At 66.3% G+C, this 18,390-nt stretch carries 18 protein-coding genes; 4 read left to right on the forward strand and 14 right to left on the reverse strand.

Translation table 11 applies throughout. The features are described from left to right. Positions 1-3 precede the first annotated feature (3 nt). From dnaG to VNW74_RS10985, 3 genes are read right to left on the reverse strand one after another with little or no spacing between them, the layout of a single operon-like run. Positions 4-1,914 carry a DNA primase gene (gene dnaG / locus VNW74_RS10975; protein ID WP_325676634.1) on the reverse strand — a complete coding sequence of 637 codons (1,911 nt, stop codon included), beginning with the start codon at positions 1,912-1,914 and terminating at the stop codon, positions 4-6. A gap of 55 nt (positions 1,915-1,969) precedes the next feature. Further along, positions 1,970-2,539, reverse strand: coding sequence for a superoxide dismutase family protein (locus VNW74_RS10980; protein ID WP_325676635.1), 570 nt, complete (start codon positions 2,537-2,539; stop codon positions 1,970-1,972). Between the two features lie 46 nt (positions 2,540-2,585). Beyond that, positions 2,586-3,839: a deoxyguanosinetriphosphate triphosphohydrolase gene (locus tag VNW74_RS10985; RefSeq protein ID WP_325676636.1), complete on the reverse strand. Its 1,254-nt coding sequence runs from the start codon at positions 3,837-3,839 to the stop codon at positions 2,586-2,588. 59 nt (positions 3,840-3,898) lie between these two features. On the opposite strand from VNW74_RS10985, the gene VNW74_RS10990 reads away from it, so the two are divergent. Next, entirely contained in the window at positions 3,899-5,887 is a 1,989-nt protein-coding gene (locus tag VNW74_RS10990; protein WP_325676638.1) for a TPM domain-containing protein, read from the forward strand. A gap of 195 nt (positions 5,888-6,082) precedes the next feature. Here the strand turns inward: VNW74_RS10990 and VNW74_RS10995 are convergent, their stop codons facing one another. After that, positions 6,083-7,498 (reverse strand): glycine--tRNA ligase, encoded by a 1,416-nt coding sequence (locus VNW74_RS10995; protein ID WP_325676703.1) that lies wholly within the window; start codon positions 7,496-7,498, stop codon positions 6,083-6,085. A 166-nt stretch (positions 7,499-7,664) separates the two neighbouring features. Here VNW74_RS10995 and VNW74_RS11000 point away from each other — a divergent pair, with 166 nt between their 5' ends. Next, positions 7,665-8,063, forward strand: coding sequence for a metalloregulator ArsR/SmtB family transcription factor (locus VNW74_RS11000; protein ID WP_325676705.1), 399 nt, complete (start codon positions 7,665-7,667; stop codon positions 8,061-8,063). Then, positions 8,060-8,458, forward strand: coding sequence for a Fur family transcriptional regulator (locus tag VNW74_RS11005; protein WP_325676640.1), 399 nt, complete (start codon positions 8,060-8,062; stop codon positions 8,456-8,458). The genes VNW74_RS11000 and VNW74_RS11005 overlap by 4 nt, the downstream gene beginning before the upstream one ends. Here the strand turns inward: VNW74_RS11005 and VNW74_RS11010 are convergent. The 3 genes from VNW74_RS11010 to recO are packed head-to-tail and all read right to left on the reverse strand — an operon-like array spanning position 8,455 to position 10,597. Further along, positions 8,455-8,871, reverse strand: coding sequence for a hypothetical protein (locus VNW74_RS11010; RefSeq protein ID WP_325676642.1), 417 nt, complete (start codon positions 8,869-8,871; stop codon positions 8,455-8,457). The two genes, VNW74_RS11005 and VNW74_RS11010, sit on opposite strands and share 4 nt — an antisense overlap. After that, positions 8,872-9,783: a decaprenyl diphosphate synthase gene (locus VNW74_RS11015; RefSeq protein ID WP_325676707.1), complete on the reverse strand. Its 912-nt coding sequence runs from the start codon at positions 9,781-9,783 to the stop codon at positions 8,872-8,874. Then, positions 9,749-10,597 (reverse strand): DNA repair protein RecO, encoded by an 849-nt coding sequence (recO, locus tag VNW74_RS11020; protein ID WP_325676644.1) that lies wholly within the window; start codon positions 10,595-10,597, stop codon positions 9,749-9,751. Before recO ends, VNW74_RS11015 begins: the two co-directional genes overlap by 35 nt. A 62-nt stretch (positions 10,598-10,659) precedes the next feature. Between recO and VNW74_RS11025 the strand changes: the two genes are divergently transcribed. Then, positions 10,660-12,123 carry an amidase gene (locus VNW74_RS11025; protein ID WP_325676646.1) on the forward strand — a complete coding sequence of 488 codons (1,464 nt, stop codon included), beginning with the start codon at positions 10,660-10,662 and terminating at the stop codon, positions 12,121-12,123. Between the two features lie 15 nt (positions 12,124-12,138). On the opposite strand, the gene era is transcribed toward VNW74_RS11025, so the two are convergent. The 7 genes from era to dnaJ all read right to left on the reverse strand — a co-directional run bounded on the left by era (position 12,139) and on the right by dnaJ (position 18,375). Beyond that, complete coding sequence (gene era / locus VNW74_RS11030; protein WP_325676648.1) at positions 12,139-13,050, reverse strand: GTPase Era; 912 nt, start codon at positions 13,048-13,050, stop codon at positions 12,139-12,141. Positions 13,051-13,080: 30 nt separating this feature from the next. Next, a complete protein-coding gene (locus VNW74_RS11035; protein ID WP_325676650.1) occupies positions 13,081-13,407 on the reverse strand; it encodes a cytidine deaminase in 327 nt (108 codons plus the stop codon). Next, positions 13,397-14,695, reverse strand: a complete 1,299-nt coding sequence (locus tag VNW74_RS11040) for a hemolysin family protein (protein WP_325676652.1) — start codon at positions 14,693-14,695, stop codon at positions 13,397-13,399. Before VNW74_RS11040 ends, VNW74_RS11035 begins: the two co-directional genes overlap by 11 nt. After that, positions 14,692-15,225, reverse strand: coding sequence for an rRNA maturation RNase YbeY (gene ybeY, locus VNW74_RS11045; RefSeq protein ID WP_325676654.1), 534 nt, complete (start codon positions 15,223-15,225; stop codon positions 14,692-14,694). Before ybeY ends, VNW74_RS11040 begins: the two co-directional genes overlap by 4 nt. Before the next feature lie 7 nt (positions 15,226-15,232). Continuing rightward, positions 15,233-16,276: a PhoH family protein gene (locus tag VNW74_RS11050; RefSeq protein ID WP_325676656.1), complete on the reverse strand. Its 1,044-nt coding sequence runs from the start codon at positions 16,274-16,276 to the stop codon at positions 15,233-15,235. Positions 16,277-16,470: 194 nt separating this feature from the next. Beyond that, a complete protein-coding gene (locus VNW74_RS11055; RefSeq protein ID WP_325676658.1) occupies positions 16,471-17,238 on the reverse strand; it encodes a 16S rRNA (uracil(1498)-N(3))-methyltransferase in 768 nt (255 codons plus the stop codon). Next, positions 17,239-18,375, reverse strand: coding sequence for a molecular chaperone DnaJ (dnaJ, locus tag VNW74_RS11060; RefSeq protein ID WP_325676660.1), 1,137 nt, complete (start codon positions 18,373-18,375; stop codon positions 17,239-17,241). It lies immediately after the preceding gene. Between the last annotated feature and the right edge of the window lie 15 nt (positions 18,376-18,390).

Raw genomic sequence — 18,390 nt, forward strand, 5'->3', positions numbered from 1 at the left:
CGCTCAGGCGGTGAGGTCGTCGCCGCTGGCCTGCTGCAGCAGGCTGCGCCGATATGCCTCCATCGCGACCAAGTCCCCGAACAGGGCGTGGTACTCGTCACCCTGCTCCACCGGCGACATGCGCTGCAGTTTCGACTTGACCTCCGCGATCTGACGGCCGATCCAGACCTCCTGCAGGCGGGCCAGCACGCCGGCGATATAGCGCGGCAGCTTGTCGTCGTCGTCGACACGGATCGTCTCGACGCCAAGCTCGCTGACCAGCCCGGCAGCCGCCGGCGATGGGGCTTTTTGGCGCACCGCATCGAGCCACTCCGCCCCACCGACACCGGTCCCGGTCCCGCCGGCCGCCCCGATCGCCATGCACACCGCGGCGTAGCCGGGATGGGTGAAGCTTTCCACCGTCAGAGTGTCGAACACCGGCCCGGCCAGCGCCGGGTACTGCAACGCCGACTTGAGCGCCTCACGCTGGGGCCACAGCGTGGGGTCGCGGGGGTCGGGACGAAGGGCGGTGAATGCCGGCACGCGTGTGTCGGCCTCGGTTGCGGCAGTACGACGGGGCTTGGCACGGCTCTGGCTGGTGGGGTTCTTCGCCTCCTCACGCACCCGGCCGAGCACCTGCGCGACATCCGACCAGCCGACCCAGCCCGCCAGCTGGCGCGCGTACTCGTCACGCAGCGTCGGATCTTTGATCTGGGCGACCGTCGGCACGCATCGGCGCAGTGCGGCCACCCTGCCCTCGGCGCTTTCCAAGTCCACCTCGCTCAGCGCAGCGCGAATCGCGAACTCGAACAACGGAGTTCGCCGCGCCACCAGATCCCGCAGCGCGCCGTCGCCAGACGCCAGCCGCAGATCACACGGGTCCATACCGTCGGCGGCGACCGCGACGAAGGACTGACCCGCCAGATGCTGCTCGCCGCCGAACGCCTTGAGCGCCGCCGCCCGGCCCGCCTCGTCGCCGTCGAACACGTAGATCATCTCACCGCGAAAGAAGTTGTCATCCATCATTAATCGGCGCAGCATCGCCAGGTGCTCGTCACCGAACGCGGTGCCGCAGGAGGCGACCGCCGTCGTCACTCCGGCCAAGTGCATCGCCATCACGTCGGTGTAGCCCTCGACGACGACGGCCTGATGCCCCTTGGCAATGTCGCGCTTGGCCAGATCAATACCGAACAGCACCGATGATTTCTTGTACAGCAACGTCTCCGGCGTGTTGACGTACTTGGCTTCCATCGGATCGTCCTCGAACAGCCGCCGCGCCCCGAACCCGATCACTTCTCCCGCCGATGACCGGATCGGCCACAACAACCTGCGGTGAAACCGGTCGATCGGGCCGCGGCGACCTTCCCGCGACAGACCTGCGGTCTCGAGCTCCTTGAACTCAAAACCCTTGCGCAGCAGATGCTTTGTCAGCGAATCCCAGCCCGACGGCGCAAATCCGCAGCCGAAGTGCCGCGCCGCGTCGGCGTCGAAATTCCGCTCGGTCAGATAATTGCGCGCCGGTTGTGCCTCCGGGGACTCCAGCGCCGCCGCATAGAACGCCTGCGCCTCGGCATTGGCGGCGATGAGCCGACTGCGACTGCCCCTGTCACGCTGCACACTGGTGGCAGCGCCGGTGTAGGTGATCGTGTATCCGATCCGGTCGGCCAGCACTTCGACGGCCTCGACGAAGCTGACGTGCTCGATCTTCTGGACGAACGCGTACACGTCACCGCCCTCACCACAGCCGAAGCAATGGAAGTGACCGTGATTGGGCCGCACGTGAAACGACGGCGACTTCTCGTCATGGAACGGGCAGAGGCCCTTCAGGGAATCCGCACCTGCGCGACGCAACTGGACGTAGTCGCCGACGACCTCGTCGATGCGCACTCGTTCGCGGATGGCGGCGATATCGCGATCAGAGATACGGCCAGCCATCGGCCAAGTGTAGAGCCGCCGCCCGACGATGCTCCGAAGATGAACTGTATCGGCGCTAACCGGTGCCGATCACGCCGCACGCGATGCGCTTCTCGGCGTCTGGACCGTAGTCCCCGCCGTGCAACATGAGGGCTGTCTTGTTGCCTGCCAACAGGTCGTCCCTGGTGAACGCGTCGGTGGTGGTCACCAGGTAGGCGGCGCCGTCGTTGCGGACCTCCAGCGTCGACAGGTCACCGCTGGGGGGTTCCCCGGTGTGCCCCGGCGCCTGGTAGTGCATGCCGGCCGACATGAAGTCGCCGGGCGCACCGCCCATCGGATCGGGCGAGTTGGGCTCGCATTTGCCGATCTCGTGGATGTGCAGGCCGTGGAGTCCCGGCGTCAGGATGCCGTTGGCGGTCGTCTTCACCGTGACAGTGGCATAGCCATTGGCGAAGTCGAAGGTGGCAGTGGCCACCGACCTACCGTCAGCGGTGTGCAGTTCAGCGCTGAGTGTTTGGGCACCCTTTGAAGCGCTCGTCGACGAGGGCCCAGAGGGCGAAGTGCCCGACTGCTGATGGGAGGTGCAGGCGCTGAGTGCGACGACGGTGGACAACGTGGCGACAACAGCATTGGTGTGCTTGGACATAAACCGCAGCCTAGTGCGGCCGGGGTGCCTTACCTATCGTCGCGGTTCACGCCTGGTGGGTCTCGATGCGTTCCAGCCGTCCCTCGGTGAATGAAGCGATCTGGTCGACGACGACCCGCAGCCGCTCACCGTCGTCGGCGGCGGTGTTGAACCCGGGCACGAACAGCGGGTCGAGGGTCCGAGGCGCTCCGGCCAGCAGCCAGTGCGCCACCCGATGGATGCGTTCACGTTGCGAGCGCTGACGTTCCTGATGACGCGCATCGGACATGATGAACTGCAGCGCCAGGGTCTTGAGCAGCGCAACCTCGGCGCGCACCACCTCGGGAACCTGCAAGTCGGTTTGGTAGCGGGCGAGCCGTCCGGGGCCTGCGGTCGCCCGGGTGGCCGCGACCGCCGCTGAGGCGAAGCGGCCCACCAGCTCGCTGGTCAGCCGCTTGAGCGCGACCGAGGCCGCCAGCGTGGCGTCGTACTTGCCGACGGCGGCGACCGCCGGCAGCCCGGAAAGCCGATGCGCCGCCGCCACCAGGTCGTCGGCGCGCACCCGGGCGAAGTCGCGTTCCCCCAGCTTGGCCAGCGCGGCGGCTTCGTCGTCATCGGCAAGCACCCGTAGGTCGATCCGGCCGGAAACGACGCCGTCTTCAATGTCGTGCACCGAATAGGCGACATCGTCGGCCCAGTCCATCACCTGGGCCTCCAGACAGGCCCGATCCGCAGGCGCTCGCTCGCGCACCCAGGCGGCGGCGTCGGCGTCGAAGTCGTAGAAGCCAAACTTGCGTCGATCCCGCCCCCGCGGCCAGGGATATTTGGTGACGGCATCCAAACCTGCCCGGGTCAGGTTCAGACCGACGCTATGGCCTTGCCGGTTAAGAACTTTGGGCTCTAAGCTGGTCAGGATCCGAAAGTTCTGCGCATTGCCCTCAAACCCACCATGAGCCGCCGCGAACTCATCCAGCGCCTGCTCGCCGTTGTGGCCGTACGGCGGATGCCCGATGTCGTGGGCCAACCCGGCCATGTCGACAAGGTCGGGGTCGCAGCCCAAGCCAATCGCCATCCCCCGCCCGATCTGAGCGACCTCGAGCGAATGGGTCAGTCGGGTGCGCGGGGTATCGCTATCTCTCGGCCCGACCACTTGCGTCTTGTCGGCAAGGCGGCGCAGCGCGGCGCTGTGCAGCACCCTGGCACGATCCCGGGCGAAGTCGCTGCGGTGCTGGCCCTCGGTGCCCGGCAACCCCGCGGTCTTCGGCGCTTCGGGAACCACCCGCTGGCGGTCGAAATCGACGTAGGGGTCTTCCTGAATCATCGACGAACAGTCTGCCAGTCCCTCCCGCTGGGGCCGCGGAGCGCACTAGATTGTCGGGCATGAGCACCGTCCGCTCGTTCGCCGTATTCATGGCCACTCTGATCACCGCACTACTGGTGGCACCGTCCGCTGCTGCACAGCCGCCCTTCCGGCTGTCCGACTCCATCACCGACGAGGCCGGGGCGTTGAGCGGCTCGGGTCGCATGGCGGTCCAGGCTGCCGGCAGCAAGCTCTACAACGACCGCCACATCCAGCTGTGGGTGGTTTTCGTCGACGACTTTTCCGGGCAACCAGCCGTGAGCTGGGCGAAGAACACCCGGTCCGAGAGCGACTTGGGCGACTTCGATGCGCTGCTCGCCGTCGCCACCGTCGACCATTCCTACGCGTTCCTGGTGCCCAACAGGGTGCAGGCCCTCAGCCCAAGCCAGGTCGATGACCTGAGGCGAAACCAGATCGAACCTGCGCTCCGCCGCGGCGACTGGAGCGGTGCTGCGATCGCGGCGGCCACCGGGCTCGACCGCGGGCAAGCGTCACAGAATCGGACCGCACTGCTGATCGCGGCGGGCGTGATCGCGATCGTCGTGGTGGGTTTGCTTGTGGCCGAGGGGTACCGGCGCCGCCGGCGGCGCGAAGCCGAACGGGCTGCCGCGCGCCGGGTCGATGCCACCGACCCGGATGCACTGGCGGCGCTGTCGCTGGGTGCTCTCGATGACCTGTCAAGGTGGAAAGTCGTCGATGTCGACAACGCGGTTCGCACCAGCGCCAACGAGCTGGCGCTGACCATCGAGGAGTTCGGCGACCAGCGAACCGAGACGTTTAGCCGTGCCGTCAATAATGCCAAAGCCGCTCTGGCACAGGCGTTCACCGTCCGCCAGCAACTCGACGACGCGATACCCGAGACGCGGGCGCAGCGGCGCGAACTCTTAACACAGGTGATCGTCTCGGCGGCGAAGGCCGATCGTGAGCTGGAGTCACAGCGGGAGGCCTTCGAAAAAATGCGTGACCTGGTGGTCAACGCACCATCACGCCTCGACGGCCTGACTCAGCAGATGGTCGAGCTGACGGCGCGCATCGCCCCGGCCGAACAGCGAATGATCGAGCTGCACAACGAATTCGACCCTGATGCACTGACGTCGGTGACCACCAACGTCACAACGGCCAAAGATCGGCTGGCATTCGCCGACCAAAACCTCACCCGCGCGCGCGACCTGGCGGCTAAGCCGGTCACCGGCGAGCAGAGCGGCCTGGTCGACGCCGTGCAAGCTGCTGAGTCGGGGCTGGGACAAGCCCGTGCGCTGCTCGACGCGGTGGACAGCGCCGCCAGCGACATTCACCACGCCGTCACGACGCTGCCGTCGTTGATCGCCGACATCCAAACCGGAATAGAGCACGCCGACAAGCAGTTGAAGAGCGCGCAGCAGACCGAAGCGGCGCACCTTCGCGAATTGGCCGCCGCCCGGGATGAGGCGAATAAAGCCCTCAGCGCTGCCCGCGCGAGCGGTTCGGCCGACCCGCTCGGTGCCTTTACCCAATTGACGAAAACCGACGCCGACTTGAATCGGCTCCTGGACACCGTCGCCGAGGAGCAGGCAACCTCCGAGCGCCTCAACCGGACATTCGAGCAAGCTTTGTTCACGGCCCAATCGCAAATCCACGCGGTGTCCGATTACATCGACACCCGCCGCGGCAGCATCGGGCCCGAGGCACGGACTCGTCTCGCCGAGGCGAGCCGGCAACTGCAAGCCGCGCTTGATAGGCGGTCGACCGATGTGAACGAAGCGATCACCCGCGCCAACACTGCGGCGACACTGGCCGCTCAGGCGCAGTCACTGGCCGACGACGATGTCCGATCCGCCCAACTCGCGTACACCGGACGCTATGGCGGCGGGAACAACATGGGCGCGATGATGGGCGGGATCATCATCGGCGACATGCTCGGCGGAGGAGGCTTCGGCGGCGGCTGGGGTGGCGATTGGGGCCCGACATCGTTCGGCGGTTCGTCGGGGTCATCCGACGGCGGCTTCATGGGCGGCGGCGGGCGGTTCTGAGGTTGCGGATTGCGCCGGCGCACGATCACGGGAAAGGCGCGGCAGCTCACCACGCCCTAGTGTGCTGCCGCGCCATGTCCGGCGGGTCGGTCAGATCATCCGCCTGGCTAGATAGTATTGGCCACGTGAGCAATAGTCGATAACGATGACGAAAATTTTTTCTCGCGCTTGCTTCCGCAACAATCCCGTTAGCGTCTAGCAGCCCCGGAGCCGCGATCCCAGATAATCGGCCACCGCGTCGATCGCCACCCGATCTTGAGTCATGGCGTCGCGCTCCCGGATGGTCACCGCGTGGTCCTCGAGCGAGTCGAAATCCAGCGTCACGCAATATGGCGTGCCGATCTCGTCCTGGCGCCGGTAACGCCGCCCGATCGCGCCGGCGTCGTCGAATTCGACGTTCCAGCATTTGCGCAACTCGGCGGCCAGATCGCGGGCCTTAGGGCTGAGATCGGCGTGCCGGGACAGCGGCAGCACGGCTGCCTTGACCGGCGCCAACCGGGAATCCAGCCGCAAAACCGTGCGCTTGTCCATCCCGCCCTTGGCGTTGGGCGCTTCGTCCTCGTGGTAGGCGTCGACCAAAAAGGCCATGAACGACCGCGTCAGCCCCGCCGCCGGTTCGATCACGTAGGGCACATACCGGGTATCGCTGACCTGGTCGTAGAAAGATAGGTCGACGCCGGAATGCTTTGCGTGCGTGGATAAGTCGAAGTCGGTCCGGTTTGCCACACCCTCCAGTTCGCCCCACGGATTGCCGGCGAAGCCGAACTTGTACTCGATGTCGACGGTGCGGTCGGAGTAGTGCGACAACTTGTCCTTGGGGTGCTCGAAGAGCCGCAGATTCTCGGGATCGATGCCGAGGTCGATGTACCACTGCAGCCTGGTGTCGATCCAATACTGGTGCCACTCCGGCGCGGTCGCGGGCTCGACGAAGAACTCCATCTCCATCTGCTCGAACTCGCGGGTGCGGAAGATGAAGTTGCCCGGCGTGATCTCGTTGCGGAAGCTCTTGCCGATCTGGCCGATGCCGAATGGCGGCTTGCGGCGTGCGGTCGTCACCACATTGGCGAAGTTGACGAAAATCCCCTGCGCGGTTTCCGGTCGCAGATAGTGCAGGCCCTCCTCGGTCTCGATCGGACCGAGGTAGGTCTTGAGCATCATGTTGAACTCGCGCGGTTCGGTCCACCGGCCGGGCTCACCGGTTTCCGGATCGCGGATGTCGGCAAGACCGTTGGGCGGCGGATGGCCGTGCTTGGCTTCGTAGGCCTCGATGAGGTGATCGGCGCGGTAACGCTTGTGCGTGATCAGCGACTCCACCAACGGATCGTGAAAGACCTCGACGTGCCCGGAGGCGACCCATACCTCACGCGGCAAGATGATCGACGAGTCCAGGCCGACGACGTCGTCGCGGCCGGTGACCACCGCGCGCCACCACTGCCGTTTGATGTTCTCTTTGAGCTCCACCCCCAGCGGCCCGTAGTCCCATGCCGATTTGGTGCCGCCGTAGATTTCGCCGGAGGGGTAGACCAGGCCGCGCCGCTTGGCGAGGTTGACGACGGTGTCGATGACGGACGCCACGAGGTGATTACACCTGACTTTCGATGCGGGAACGATTCGGCCGGCACTGAACCGGTGCGCACCGGTGCGCGCCGGCGAGCACCCGTCATCGTAACGATCGACCCCGAGCTCTTTGACATGCGTGATCATGCATGTGACAGTGGAACTAGCCGGCAGTGTTTTCCAGGTTTCGCCGCGATCCCCAGCAGCCGGCTCGAAAGTGATGGTCATGTCCCCCGCAGCGTCGACTGAGAGCCACGGCGACCTCGGCTCCGGTTTGGATGAAGGCCATCAGCACGGCGTTTCTGACTTCACCGAGCTGCCGGCGCCACCCCCGCGGGAAATTCTGGAAGCCGCGGGCGAGTTGCTGCGCGCGCTGGCTGCGCCGGTGCGGATCGCCATTGTGCTGCAGTTGCGCGAGTCTCAGCGCTGCGTGCACGAGCTGGTCGATGCGCTAAATGTGCCGCAGCCGCTGGTCAGCCAGCACCTCAAAATTCTCAAGGCGGCAAGTGTGGTCACCGGGGAACGGTCGGGTCGCGAGGTGCTCTACCGACTGGCCGATCACCACTTGGCGCATATCGTGATCGACGCCGTCGCACACGCCGGCGAGGACAAGCCATGAGCACCTCTAGCGTCCGCTCCACCCGGCAACGGGCGGCGATCTCGTCGCTGCTGGACACCCTCGACGACTTCCGGTCCGCCCAAGAGCTACACGACGAGCTGCGGCGCCGCGGTGAGAACATCGGCCTGACCACCGTCTACCGGACGCTGCAGTCGATGTCGGCCGCGGGCATGCTCGACACGCTGCGCAACGACACCGGTGAGTCGGTCTACCGGCGTTGCTCGGAAGACCATCACCACCACCTGGTGTGCCGCAACTGCGGGTCGACCGTGGAGGTGGGCGACCACGAGGTCGAGGTGTGGGCGGCTGAGGTGGCGACCAAACATGGATTCTCCGATGTCGGCCACACCATCGAGATCTTCGGCACTTGCGCGGACTGTCGCGATCAGACTTAGCCCGTTAGCGTGTGCCGGATCTCGGCGCCCTTGTCGAGCACCATCAGGATCAGCGTGCGTAGCGCGTCGTCGCTCAGGCCACCGCCCGGAAAGTTGTAGCGCAGCATCACGTCTGCCGTTTTGCTTGAGTTGCGTTTGCCGGTCGCCTCGCCGGCCTTCTCTATCAGCGCCACCGATCCCAGCAGAGTGCTCTGCGCGTGCTCGGCCACGCTGTCACGAATCTTCTTGGTCAGCACCAGATCCCACGCCAGAACCTGGGTCAGGGACACCAGGTCGAGCTCGTCGGTGATGGTCACGACCCGTAACGACGCGATCGTGCCGTCGTGGCGCACGGTCAGCGCGCCGTCGGATTCCTCGTCGAGGGGTAATACCTCTGACAGCACCGCTAACAACCGCTCCTGCAACGAAGGCATCTAGGCCGTCCCGAATCGTCGATGACGCAGTGCGTACTCTTCGCAGGCCGCCCACAGATCGCGGCGGTCGTAATCGGGCCAGAGTTTATCCTGGAAGATGTACTCGGCGTAGGCCGCTTGCCACAGCATGAAATTGCTGGTCCGCTGCTCGCCCGAGGTCCGCAGCAACAGATCCACGTCGGGAATGTCGGGGCGGTGCAGGTGGCGAGCGACAGTCGCCTCGGTGACCCGCTCCGGGTCCAGCCTGCCCGCGGCGGCTTCGCGCGCGATGTCCCTTGCGGCCTCGGCGATTTCGGTACGGCCACCATAGTTGACGCAGTAATTCACCGTGATGACGTCGTTGTGCATCGTCATCTGCTCTGCGATCGCCAACTCGTTGATGACACTTCGCCACAGGCGCGGCCGCGAGCCCACCCAGCGAATCTTCACGCCCATCTCGTTGAGGTTTACCCGGCGCCGTCGCACCACGTCGCGGTTGAACCCCATCAGGAAGCGAACTTCCTCGGCTGACCGCTTCCAGTTCTCCGTGGAAAAGGCGTAGAGGCTGAGCCATTTGATGCCGATTTCGATTGCACCACAAACGATATCGATAACGACGGCCTCACCCATCTTGTGGCCTTCGACGCGGGTCAGTCCGCGCTGGGTGGCCCAGCGGCCGTTACCGTCCATCACAATCGCAACGTGGTTGGGCAGCTGGTCCGCGGGGATCCGCGGTGCGGCCGCCTTGGAAACGTGTTGTGGGGGCCGGCGGGGGCCGCCGTCGGGTGCCGGCGGGAGCGCCGGAAACACCACCGGCCAGGTGGATTTGTCGGGAAAGGTCGGGTAGTCGTCGGGGGCAGGCGGCAGCTGTGGGAAGTGGGCGACCTTCCTCGTGCGCTCAGCCCTCCGCTCTGAGCGGCTCACCCGACTCATCCCCATGGGCCACATCCTGCCTGACCAGAGCTACGCGACGGTCGGCCAGGCTCGGGTAGACGCTGAAAGCCGAGTCGACTCGGCCTGGCCGCTCGACCAGCGGCAACGTTCGCAGCTGCCGCTCCAGATGCCATTGCAGGTGGGCGGCCACCAATCCGCTGACGTGGCTGCGGGCCGAGTGCGGTGCGGTCTCCGCGGTCTCCCAATCACCGTCATGCAGCGCCGACATCAGATCCAGCACACCCAGCGGCGGCGTCGTCGCACCGGCGGGGCGGCAGTAGCCGCAGACGCTGCCGCCTGCGGCGATGTGAAATGCCCGATGCGGGCCCGGGGTGCCGCAGCGGGCGCATTCGGTCAGCGCGGGGGCCCAACCGGCGATGCTCATGGCCCGCAGCAGATACGCGTCCAGCACCAGCTCGCGGGGTCGGCGACCGTCGGCCACCGCACGCAGCGCACCGACCGTGAGTCGGTGCAATGTCGGGGCCGGTGCTCGTTCTTCACCGGCGAGGCGCTCGGCGGTTTCCAGCATCGCGCACGCGCAGGTGTATCGGCCGTAGTCGCTGACGATGTCGGTGGCGAACGCGTCAAGCGAGACGACCTGGGTGACGATGTCCAGGTTGCGGCCCGGGTGCAACTGCACGTCGATATGCGCGAACGGCTCCAGTCGCGCGCCGAACTTGCTACGGGTGCGGCGCACACCCTTGGCCACTGCACGGACCAGTCCATGGTCGCGGGTGAGCAGGGTGACGATCCGGTCGGCTTCGCCGAGCTTGTGCTGGCGCAGCACCACCGCCCGGTCTCGGTACAGCCGCATCACACCAGTGTGGCATTGAGTGGCCACATCCCCTCATACCCGCGCCGATACGCTCATAGGCGATGACTCACTCGCCCGCATCACGCTTCCCCACCCTGACCGACCAGCTCTACCAGCTGGCCAACGGTGAGGTGACTTCCGACAAGCTGGTCCGTCGCTCGCTGCACGCCATCGACCTGAGCCAATCGACACTGAATGCTTTCCGCGTGGTGCTCACCGAGACGGCGCTGGCCGATGCTGCCGCGGCCGACCTGCGGCGCGCCAACGGTGATGAAGCGCCGCTGCTGGGTATCCCAATCGCGGTCAAAGACGACGTCGACATCGCCGGAATACCAACCGCCTTCGGCACATCAGGGTCCGTTCGGCTCGCCACGCAGGACGCCGAAGTGGTGCGCCGGCTCAAGGCGGCCGGCGCAGTGATCGTCGGCAAGACCAATACCTGCGAACTGGGCCAATGGCCGTTCACCAGCGGACCCGGGTTCGGCCACACCCACAATCCGTGGTCGCGCAAACACACTCCGGGCGGGTCATCCGGCGGCAGCGCGGCCGCGGTCGCCGCTGGCCTGGTCACCGCCGCGATCGGCTCGGACGGGGCCGGCAGTGTCCGGATCCCGGCGGCCTGGACGCATTTGGTGGGCATCAAACCGCAACGTGGCCGCATCTCGACGTGGCCGTTACCGGAGGCGTTCAACGGCATCACGGTCAACGGCGTGCTGGCCCGCACCATCGCCGATGCGGCGCTGGTGCTCGATGCGGCGTCCGGCAACGCCGAGGGCGATCTGCACAAGCCGCGGCCGGTGACGGTGACCGACCACGTGGGCATCGCTCCCGGGCCGCTGCGGATCGCGCTGTCAACAGGGTTTCCCTTCACCGGGTTTCCGGCTCGCTTGCATCCGGAGATCAGGGCGGCGCTGGAGTCGGTCGGCGATCAACTTCGACTGCTCGGCCACAGGGTGATGTCGGGCAACCCCGATTACGGACTGCGGCTGTCGTGGAACTTTCTGTCACGTTCCACTTCCGGACTGATCGACTGGGCCGAGCGCTTGGGTGACGGCGTGGAGCTCGATCCACGCACGATGTCGAATATGCGGATGGGGCGGGTGCTCTCGCAGTCGATACTGCGTGCCGCGCGTAGGCACGAAGCCGCCGATCAGCGACGGGTGGGCTCGATTTTCCGCATCGTGGACGTCGTGGTGGCGCCGACAACCGCGCAGCCGCCTCCGCTGGTGCACACGTTCGACAAGTTGGGCGGCCTGGGCACCGACCGCGTGATGATCGCTGCCTGCCCGGTGACCTGGCCGTGGAATGTGTTGGGGTGGCCGTCGATCAACGTCCCGGCAGGCTTTACCTCCGAAGGCTTGCCGATCGGCGTGCAGCTGATGGGACCGGCCAACAGCGAGCCACTGCTGATCTCTCTGGCCGCCGAATTGGAGGGGCTCAGCGGCTGGGCGGCCAAGCAACCGGAGGTTTGGTGGAACACCGGCACGGACAAGCCACCGATCTCCACCGGACCGCAACTGCGCTGAGGGCCCAACCTTAGCTCAAAAGCCAAGCCGACCAAGTTGTTTGGGGTCGCGCTGCCAATTCTTGGCGACCTTGACGCGCATGTCGAGGTAGACCTTGGTACCCAGCAGCTTCTCGATCTGGCCGCGCGCCGCGGTGCCCACCTCGCGCAATCGGGCGCCACCTTTGCCGATCACGATGCCCTTCTGGCTGTCGCGCTCGACGTAGAGAACGGCGTGCACATCGATCAGGTCCTCACGCCCCTCGCGCGGATTGACCTCGTCGATAACCACCGCCAGCGAATGCGGCAACTCCTCGCGCACGCCCTCCAGGGCGGCCTCCCGAATGAACTCGGCCATCAGAATCTCTTCGGGTTCATCGGTCAGCTCACCATCGGGGTAGTACGCCGGCCCAGCCGGCAACGCGGCAGCCAGCACGTCGATCAGCACGTCCATCTGCTCACCGGTGACCGCCGAGACCGGGACGATCTCGGCTCGACGACCGTCGGCGATTCCGACCAACTCGCCGACCGCGGCCAGCTGCGCAGCCAACTTGTCCTTGGTCACCCTGTCGATTTTGGTGACGACGACGACCAACGTCGTTGTGGGCGCGACGGAGTCGATCTGCTCAACGATCCACTGGTCTCCCGTGCCGATCGCCTCGTCGGCGGGTATGCACAAACCGATGGCGTCGACTTCTGCGTAGGTATCGCGGACCAAATCGTTGAGCCGCTTGCCCAGCAGGGTCCGCGGCCGATGGAGTCCAGGAGTGTCGACCAGGACGATCTGGAAGTCCTCTCGGTGCACGATGCCGCGAATCGTGTGCCGGGTAGTCTGCGGGCGACTCGAGGTGATCGCCACCTTCGAGCCGACCAGCGCATTGGTCAGCGTCGACTTCCCGGTATTCGGCCGCCCGACGAGACAGACGAAGCCGGAATGGAATTCAGTCATGGTTTGGCGGTGAGCCCGCGACGGGCATGGTCATGGCAGGACGTTGCCTGCGCCGTCGGTGATGATGACCGCCGCCGTCCCCGATATTTCACGGACAGCGGCGATGCCGGCGTCATCGGCGGAACCGGCCACCAGCACGGCGGCCTCCAGCCCGACCGCTCCGCTGGATACCGCCCCGGCCACCGCCGTTTGCAGCGCGGTCAGCTGCAACGTCGACAGATCCACCGGCGCTGCGGCGTAGGTCCGGCCATCGACGTCACGCACCGCTGCGCCGCTGCCGGCCTCGGCGCGTGCCATGGCCGAGCGGGCCAGCACGACGAGCTTTGCGTCCTCGGCATCGAGCGGCTCAGCCGTCATGGTTTACCTCCTGGCCGTCGTCGCCGGCGGGACTGAGCAACACGGTGCCGATCCGGACCCGGCCGCGATGGTCCGGGCCGCCCTCGGCGTGCAGCCGCAGCCCATGTGATACCACCTCGGCGCCGGGCAGTGGGACCCGACCCAGCTCCAGAGCCAGCAGCCCGCCGACCGTGTCGACGTCAAGGTGCTCGTCGAACTCGACGCCGTACAGTTCGCCGACATCTTCGATCGGCAGTCTCGCCGAAACCCGGAACCGGTTGTCGCCCAAGTCTTCTACCGGCGCGACCTCGGCCGCGTCGTACTCGTCGGCAATCTCGCCGACGATCTCTTCCAACACATCCTCGATCGTCACCAGTCCGGCTATCGCGCCGTACTCGTCGACCAGCAGCGCCATGTGGTTGCGGTCTCGCTGCATTTCGCGCAGCAGCGCGTCCAGGGGCTTGGAGTCCGGCACGAACACCGCTGGTCGCATGACCTGCGCAACAGGGGTGTCCCGTCCGCCATTGCTCGAGTGATGTGTTTGCTGCACAGCGTCTTTCAGATACACAACACCGACGACATCGTCGACGTTCTCACCGATCACCGGAATGCGGGAATGCCCGCTGCGCACCGCCAGCGATATCGCGTGGTCGGCCGATTTGTCACTTTCGATCCAGATCATCTCGGTGCGCGGCACCATCACCTCGCGGGCCGGTGTATCGCCAAGTTCGAAGACAGACTGGATCATCCGGCGCTCGTCGGCGGCGACCACGCCGCGCTGCTGAGCCAGATCGACGACTTCGCGCAATTCGATCTCGGACGCGAACGGACCGTTGCGGAAGCCCCGGCCCGGGGTCAGCATGTTCCCCAGCACCACCAGCAGTCGGGTAATCGGGGCGAGCAAGACCGAAATCACTTGTAGCGGTAGCGCTCCCACCAGCGAAATCAAGTAGGCGTTCTGACGGCCGAGCGTGCGCGGGCCGACACCGATGACGACGAAACTGATCACCACCATTGTCGCGGCAGCGGCGAGCAGCCCCCAACCGTGGCTGATGTGCCGGTGAAAGTAGACCGCCAGCAGCACGGTCGCGCTGATCTCACAGATGATCCGCAGCAACACCACCAAGTTGATGTAGCGCGGCCGATCGGCCATCACCTTGGCCAGCCGCACCGCGCCCGGCCGGTCGTCACGTACCAGTTCGTGCACCCGCGCCACCGACACCGTGCTGATCGCGGCATCGACCGCGGCGAACAAACCGCCCAAACCGATCAGCACAATCGCGCCGAGCAGCGGACCGGGCCCATTCAATTGTCGAAAAATCTTGATTTATCCAGCAACCGCTGGTCCCTGTCGCTCTGGCGTTCATGGTGGTAGGCCTCGACCTGGTCGGCGACCCACTCTCCGAGCAGACGACGCTGCAGGCCGAACATCTCTTTTTCTTCGTCCGGCTCGGCGTGGTCGTAGCCGAGGAGGTGCAGTACGCCGTGGATTGTCAGCAGCGCCAACTCATGCCCCAGCGAATGACCGGCAGCCGCGGCCTGCTCAGCCGCGAATTCGGGGCACAGCACAATGTCGCCGAGCATCGCCGGTCCCGGCTCCGGAGCGTCGGGGCGGCCGCCCGGCTCGAGCTCGTCCATCGGAAAGCTCATCACGTCGGTCGGTCCGGGCAAATCCATCCAGCGCATGTGCAGATCAGCCATCGCCGCGGTGTCTAGCAGCACCATCGACAGCTCGGCGGCCGGGTTGACGTCCATTCGGGCAATGACGAACCTTGCGACGCTGACTAATTCAGATTCGGAGACGTCGATTCCCGATTCGTTGGCGACCTCGATACTCACGGCGCGGTCACCGGCGGCTGCGGGCACTCGACGCCCGCCGCGCTGCCCGGTTCATGTTCAGACCGGGTTCCTCGTGGCGTGCGTAGGCATCCACGATTTCGGCGACCAACCGATGGCGGACGACGTCGGCGCTGGTCAATTCGGCGATGTGAATATCGTCGATGCCTTCGAGGATGTCGACCGCGGCCCGTAGTCCCGACCTGTTGCCGCCCGGCAGGTCGATCTGCGTAACATCGCCGGTAACAACGACTTTGGAGCCGAATCCCAGTCGGGTGAGGAACATCTTCATCTGCTCGCCGGTGGTGTTCTGCGCCTCGTCCAGGATGATGAACGCGTCATTAAGGCTGCGACCGCGCATGTATGCCAGCGGCGCGACCTCGATGACCCCGGACGCCATCAGCTTGGGGATCAGCTCGGGATCCATCATGTCGTGCAGCGCGTCGTAGAGCGGACGCAGATAGGGGTCGATCTTCTCGCTCAGTGTGCCTGGCAGAAAGCCAAGCCGCTCACCGGCTTCCACTGCCGGTCGGGTCAGGATGATGCGGGTGACCTGTTTGCGCTGCAGCGCGTTGACCGCCTTGGCCATCGCCAGGTAGGTCTTGCCCGTCCCCGCCGGGCCGATCCCGAAGACGATGGTGTGAGCATCGATCGCGTCGACGTAGCGCTTCTGATTCAGGGTCTTGGGCCGAATCGTCTTGCCGCGACGCGACAAGATGTCAAGGGTCAGCACCTCGGCCGGAGACTCGTTGCCGGTGCCGATCAACATGGCCACACTGTGGCGCACCACCTCGGGCGTCAACGGCTGGCCACCGGCGACGATCGCGACGAGTTCGGAGATCACCCGTTCGGCGAGCGCGACGTCGGCGGGCTCACCGGAAAGCGTCACCGCGTTGCCACGTACATGCAGATCAGCGGCCAGAATGCGTTCGAGAGCACGCAGGTTTTCGTCAGCGGAACCCAGCAGGCCCACGACGAGGTCGGGCGGAACGTCGATGCTGCTGCGAACCTGGGGTGTCAGCGAACCAGCAGCGTTGGTTTCGCGGGGCGTCACGTGGTCTCTAATGCCTGCTTTCTGCGGTGTGCTCAGCGGGATGCTCGGACGGTTAAGTCTACCGCCGGCAGGTTTGCGAACCCAATGGTTGGCCGCGGTGCGGCTACCAGTTCGGCGGCGTCGAGATCGACGCCAGCGCGGAAAAATCGGGGAAAAGACGCGCTAACGTCAATCTCGACGCGGACACGGCCGGTTCACCAGTCCCCGGCGTCGTCGGGTTGGCTCCACCGCGGGGTCAGCACACCCAGCGCGCCCAATGCGACCGCCGCCGCGGTCGACGTGCGCAGCACGGTCGGGCCCAGCCGTACTGCCACGGCACCGGCGTGGGTCAACGTAGTGAGCTCGTCGGGAGCGATGCCGCCCTCGGGGCCCACCACCAACATCACCGACTTCGCTTGCACCAGGTCGAGATCCGTCAGCTGACCGGTGGCTGACTCATGCAGAGCCAACACCGTGCCTCCGGCCGCCACCAGGTCGCCGATCCGCTGGGTCAGCGACGCGGTGGAGAGCACGCCGTCGACCGACGGGATATGCGCTCGACGGGATTGCTGTGCAGCGGCGCGAGCGGCCGCGCGCCAGCGCCGCAGGCCCTTATCGGCGCGGGCGCCGTCCCAGCGGGCCACGCACCGCGCGGCCTGCCACGCCAGCAGGACATCAGCTCCGGCTTCGGTGGCCAACTCGATCGCCAGCTCGGAGCGCTCGGCCTTGGGCAACGCCTGGATGACGGTGACCGGCGGCCGGACTGACGGTACCTGCCAGCGCTCCAGCACCCTGGCCTGCAGCCCGTCGCGGCCTGCGTGTTCGACCACGCAACGGGCCAGGCCCCCGTCGCCGTCGCCGAGAATCAGCTCTTCGCCGCGCCGGATGCGCCGCACGGTAGCGGCGTGAAAGCCTTCGTCACCCTCGACGGCGGCCAGCTCACCGGTCGCGGGCAGCGCGTCGATGTAGAAAAGGCCGGGCAATTAGCGCCCGGTAAAGGTCTCACGCAGCCGGCTGAACAATCCGCCGGTGGCGGCATGCGTGGAACGGACTTCGGCCACGTCACGACCTCGGTGGCTCTTGAGCTCGCGCAGCAGTTCGGTGTCGCGATGATCGAGCCGATCCGGCACGACCACCTCGACATGCACGTGCAGATCACCGCGCGCGCCGGAACGCAGATGGGGCATCCCGTGGCCCCGACGGGTCGTCACCGAACCGGGCTGAGTCCCCGCGGGAATGGTGATCTCGGTCGGGCCGTCGAGGATCGCGTCCAGGGTCACCGTGGCGCCCAGGGCCGCGTCGACCATCGGCACCGAGATCGTGCAGTGCAAATCGTCGCCATCGCGCACGAAGATGTCGTGCGGCTGTTCGTGGACCTCGACGTAGAGGTCGCCGGCCGGCCCTCCCCCGGGCCCGACCTCGCCTTGCGCGGCCAGCCGGACCCGCATGCCGTTGCCGACGCCGGCGGGGATCTTCACGGTGATCTCCCGGCGAGACCGCACCCGTCCGTCGCCACCGCACTGGTAGCACGGGTCGAGAATGACTTCACCGACGCCGCGGCAGGTCGGGCACGGTCGCGATGTCATCACCTGACCGAGCAGGGAGCGCTGGACCGTCTGCACCTCCCCGCGACCGCCGCAGGTGTCGCAGGCCACCGGTGCCGAATTGCCGTTGGTGCCGCGGCCCTGGCACCGGTCGCACAGCACCGCGGTATCCACCGTGACCTGTTTACTGACGCCCGTCGCGCATTCGGTGAGGTCGAGCCGCATCCGCAGCAACGAGTCCGAACCTGGCCGGACCCGTCCAGTCGGTCCGCGCGAGGTCGCGCCCCCACCGAAGAACGCCTCGAACACATCGCCCAGACCACCGAAACCACCGAATCCGTTCGCAGCCGACGCCGCGTTCGCCAGCGGGTCGCCGCCCATGTCGACGATGCGTCGCTTCTCGGGGTCCGATAACACCTCGTAGGCGACGCTGATCTCCTTGAATTTCGCCTGGGCGACCTCGTCGGGGTTGATGTCGGGATGCAGCTCACGCGCCAGCTTGCGATAGGCGCGTTTGATCTCCGCATCGCTCGCGTTCTGGCTGACGCCGAGCAGACCGTAGTAGTCGCGTGCCACGCCTGACCTTTCTTA

The organism is Mycobacterium sp., from assembly GCF_035570115.1.
GTDB lineage: Bacteria > Actinomycetota > Actinomycetes > Mycobacteriales > Mycobacteriaceae > Mycobacterium.

What these genes read in the sequence shown, in the direction of transcription:
- dnaG (WP_325676634.1), bottom strand. Translation starts at nt 1,914, where the DNA reads ATGGCTGGCCGTATCTCTGATCGCGATATCGCCGCCATCCGCGAACGA.
- VNW74_RS10980 (WP_325676635.1), bottom strand. Translation starts at nt 2,539, where the DNA reads ATGTCCAAGCACACCAATGCTGTTGTCGCCACGTTGTCCACCGTCGTC.
- VNW74_RS10985 (WP_325676636.1), bottom strand. Translation starts at nt 3,839, where the DNA reads ATGATTCAGGAAGACCCCTACGTCGATTTCGACCGCCAGCGGGTGGTT.
- VNW74_RS10990 (WP_325676638.1), top strand. Translation starts at nt 3,899, where the DNA reads ATGAGCACCGTCCGCTCGTTCGCCGTATTCATGGCCACTCTGATCACC.
- VNW74_RS11000 (WP_325676705.1), top strand. Translation starts at nt 7,665, where the DNA reads ATGGTCATGTCCCCCGCAGCGTCGACTGAGAGCCACGGCGACCTCGGC.
- VNW74_RS11005 (WP_325676640.1), top strand. Translation starts at nt 8,060, where the DNA reads ATGAGCACCTCTAGCGTCCGCTCCACCCGGCAACGGGCGGCGATCTCG.
- VNW74_RS11010 (WP_325676642.1), bottom strand. Translation starts at nt 8,871, where the DNA reads ATGCCTTCGTTGCAGGAGCGGTTGTTAGCGGTGCTGTCAGAGGTATTA.
- VNW74_RS11015 (WP_325676707.1), bottom strand. Translation starts at nt 9,783, where the DNA reads ATGAGTCGGGTGAGCCGCTCAGAGCGGAGGGCTGAGCGCACGAGGAAG.
- recO (WP_325676644.1), bottom strand. Translation starts at nt 10,597, where the DNA reads ATGCGGCTGTACCGAGACCGGGCGGTGGTGCTGCGCCAGCACAAGCTC.
- VNW74_RS11025 (WP_325676646.1), top strand. Translation starts at nt 10,660, where the DNA reads ATGACTCACTCGCCCGCATCACGCTTCCCCACCCTGACCGACCAGCTC.
- era (WP_325676648.1), bottom strand. Translation starts at nt 13,050, where the DNA reads ATGACTGAATTCCATTCCGGCTTCGTCTGTCTCGTCGGGCGGCCGAAT.
- VNW74_RS11035 (WP_325676650.1), bottom strand. Translation starts at nt 13,407, where the DNA reads ATGACGGCTGAGCCGCTCGATGCCGAGGACGCAAAGCTCGTCGTGCTG.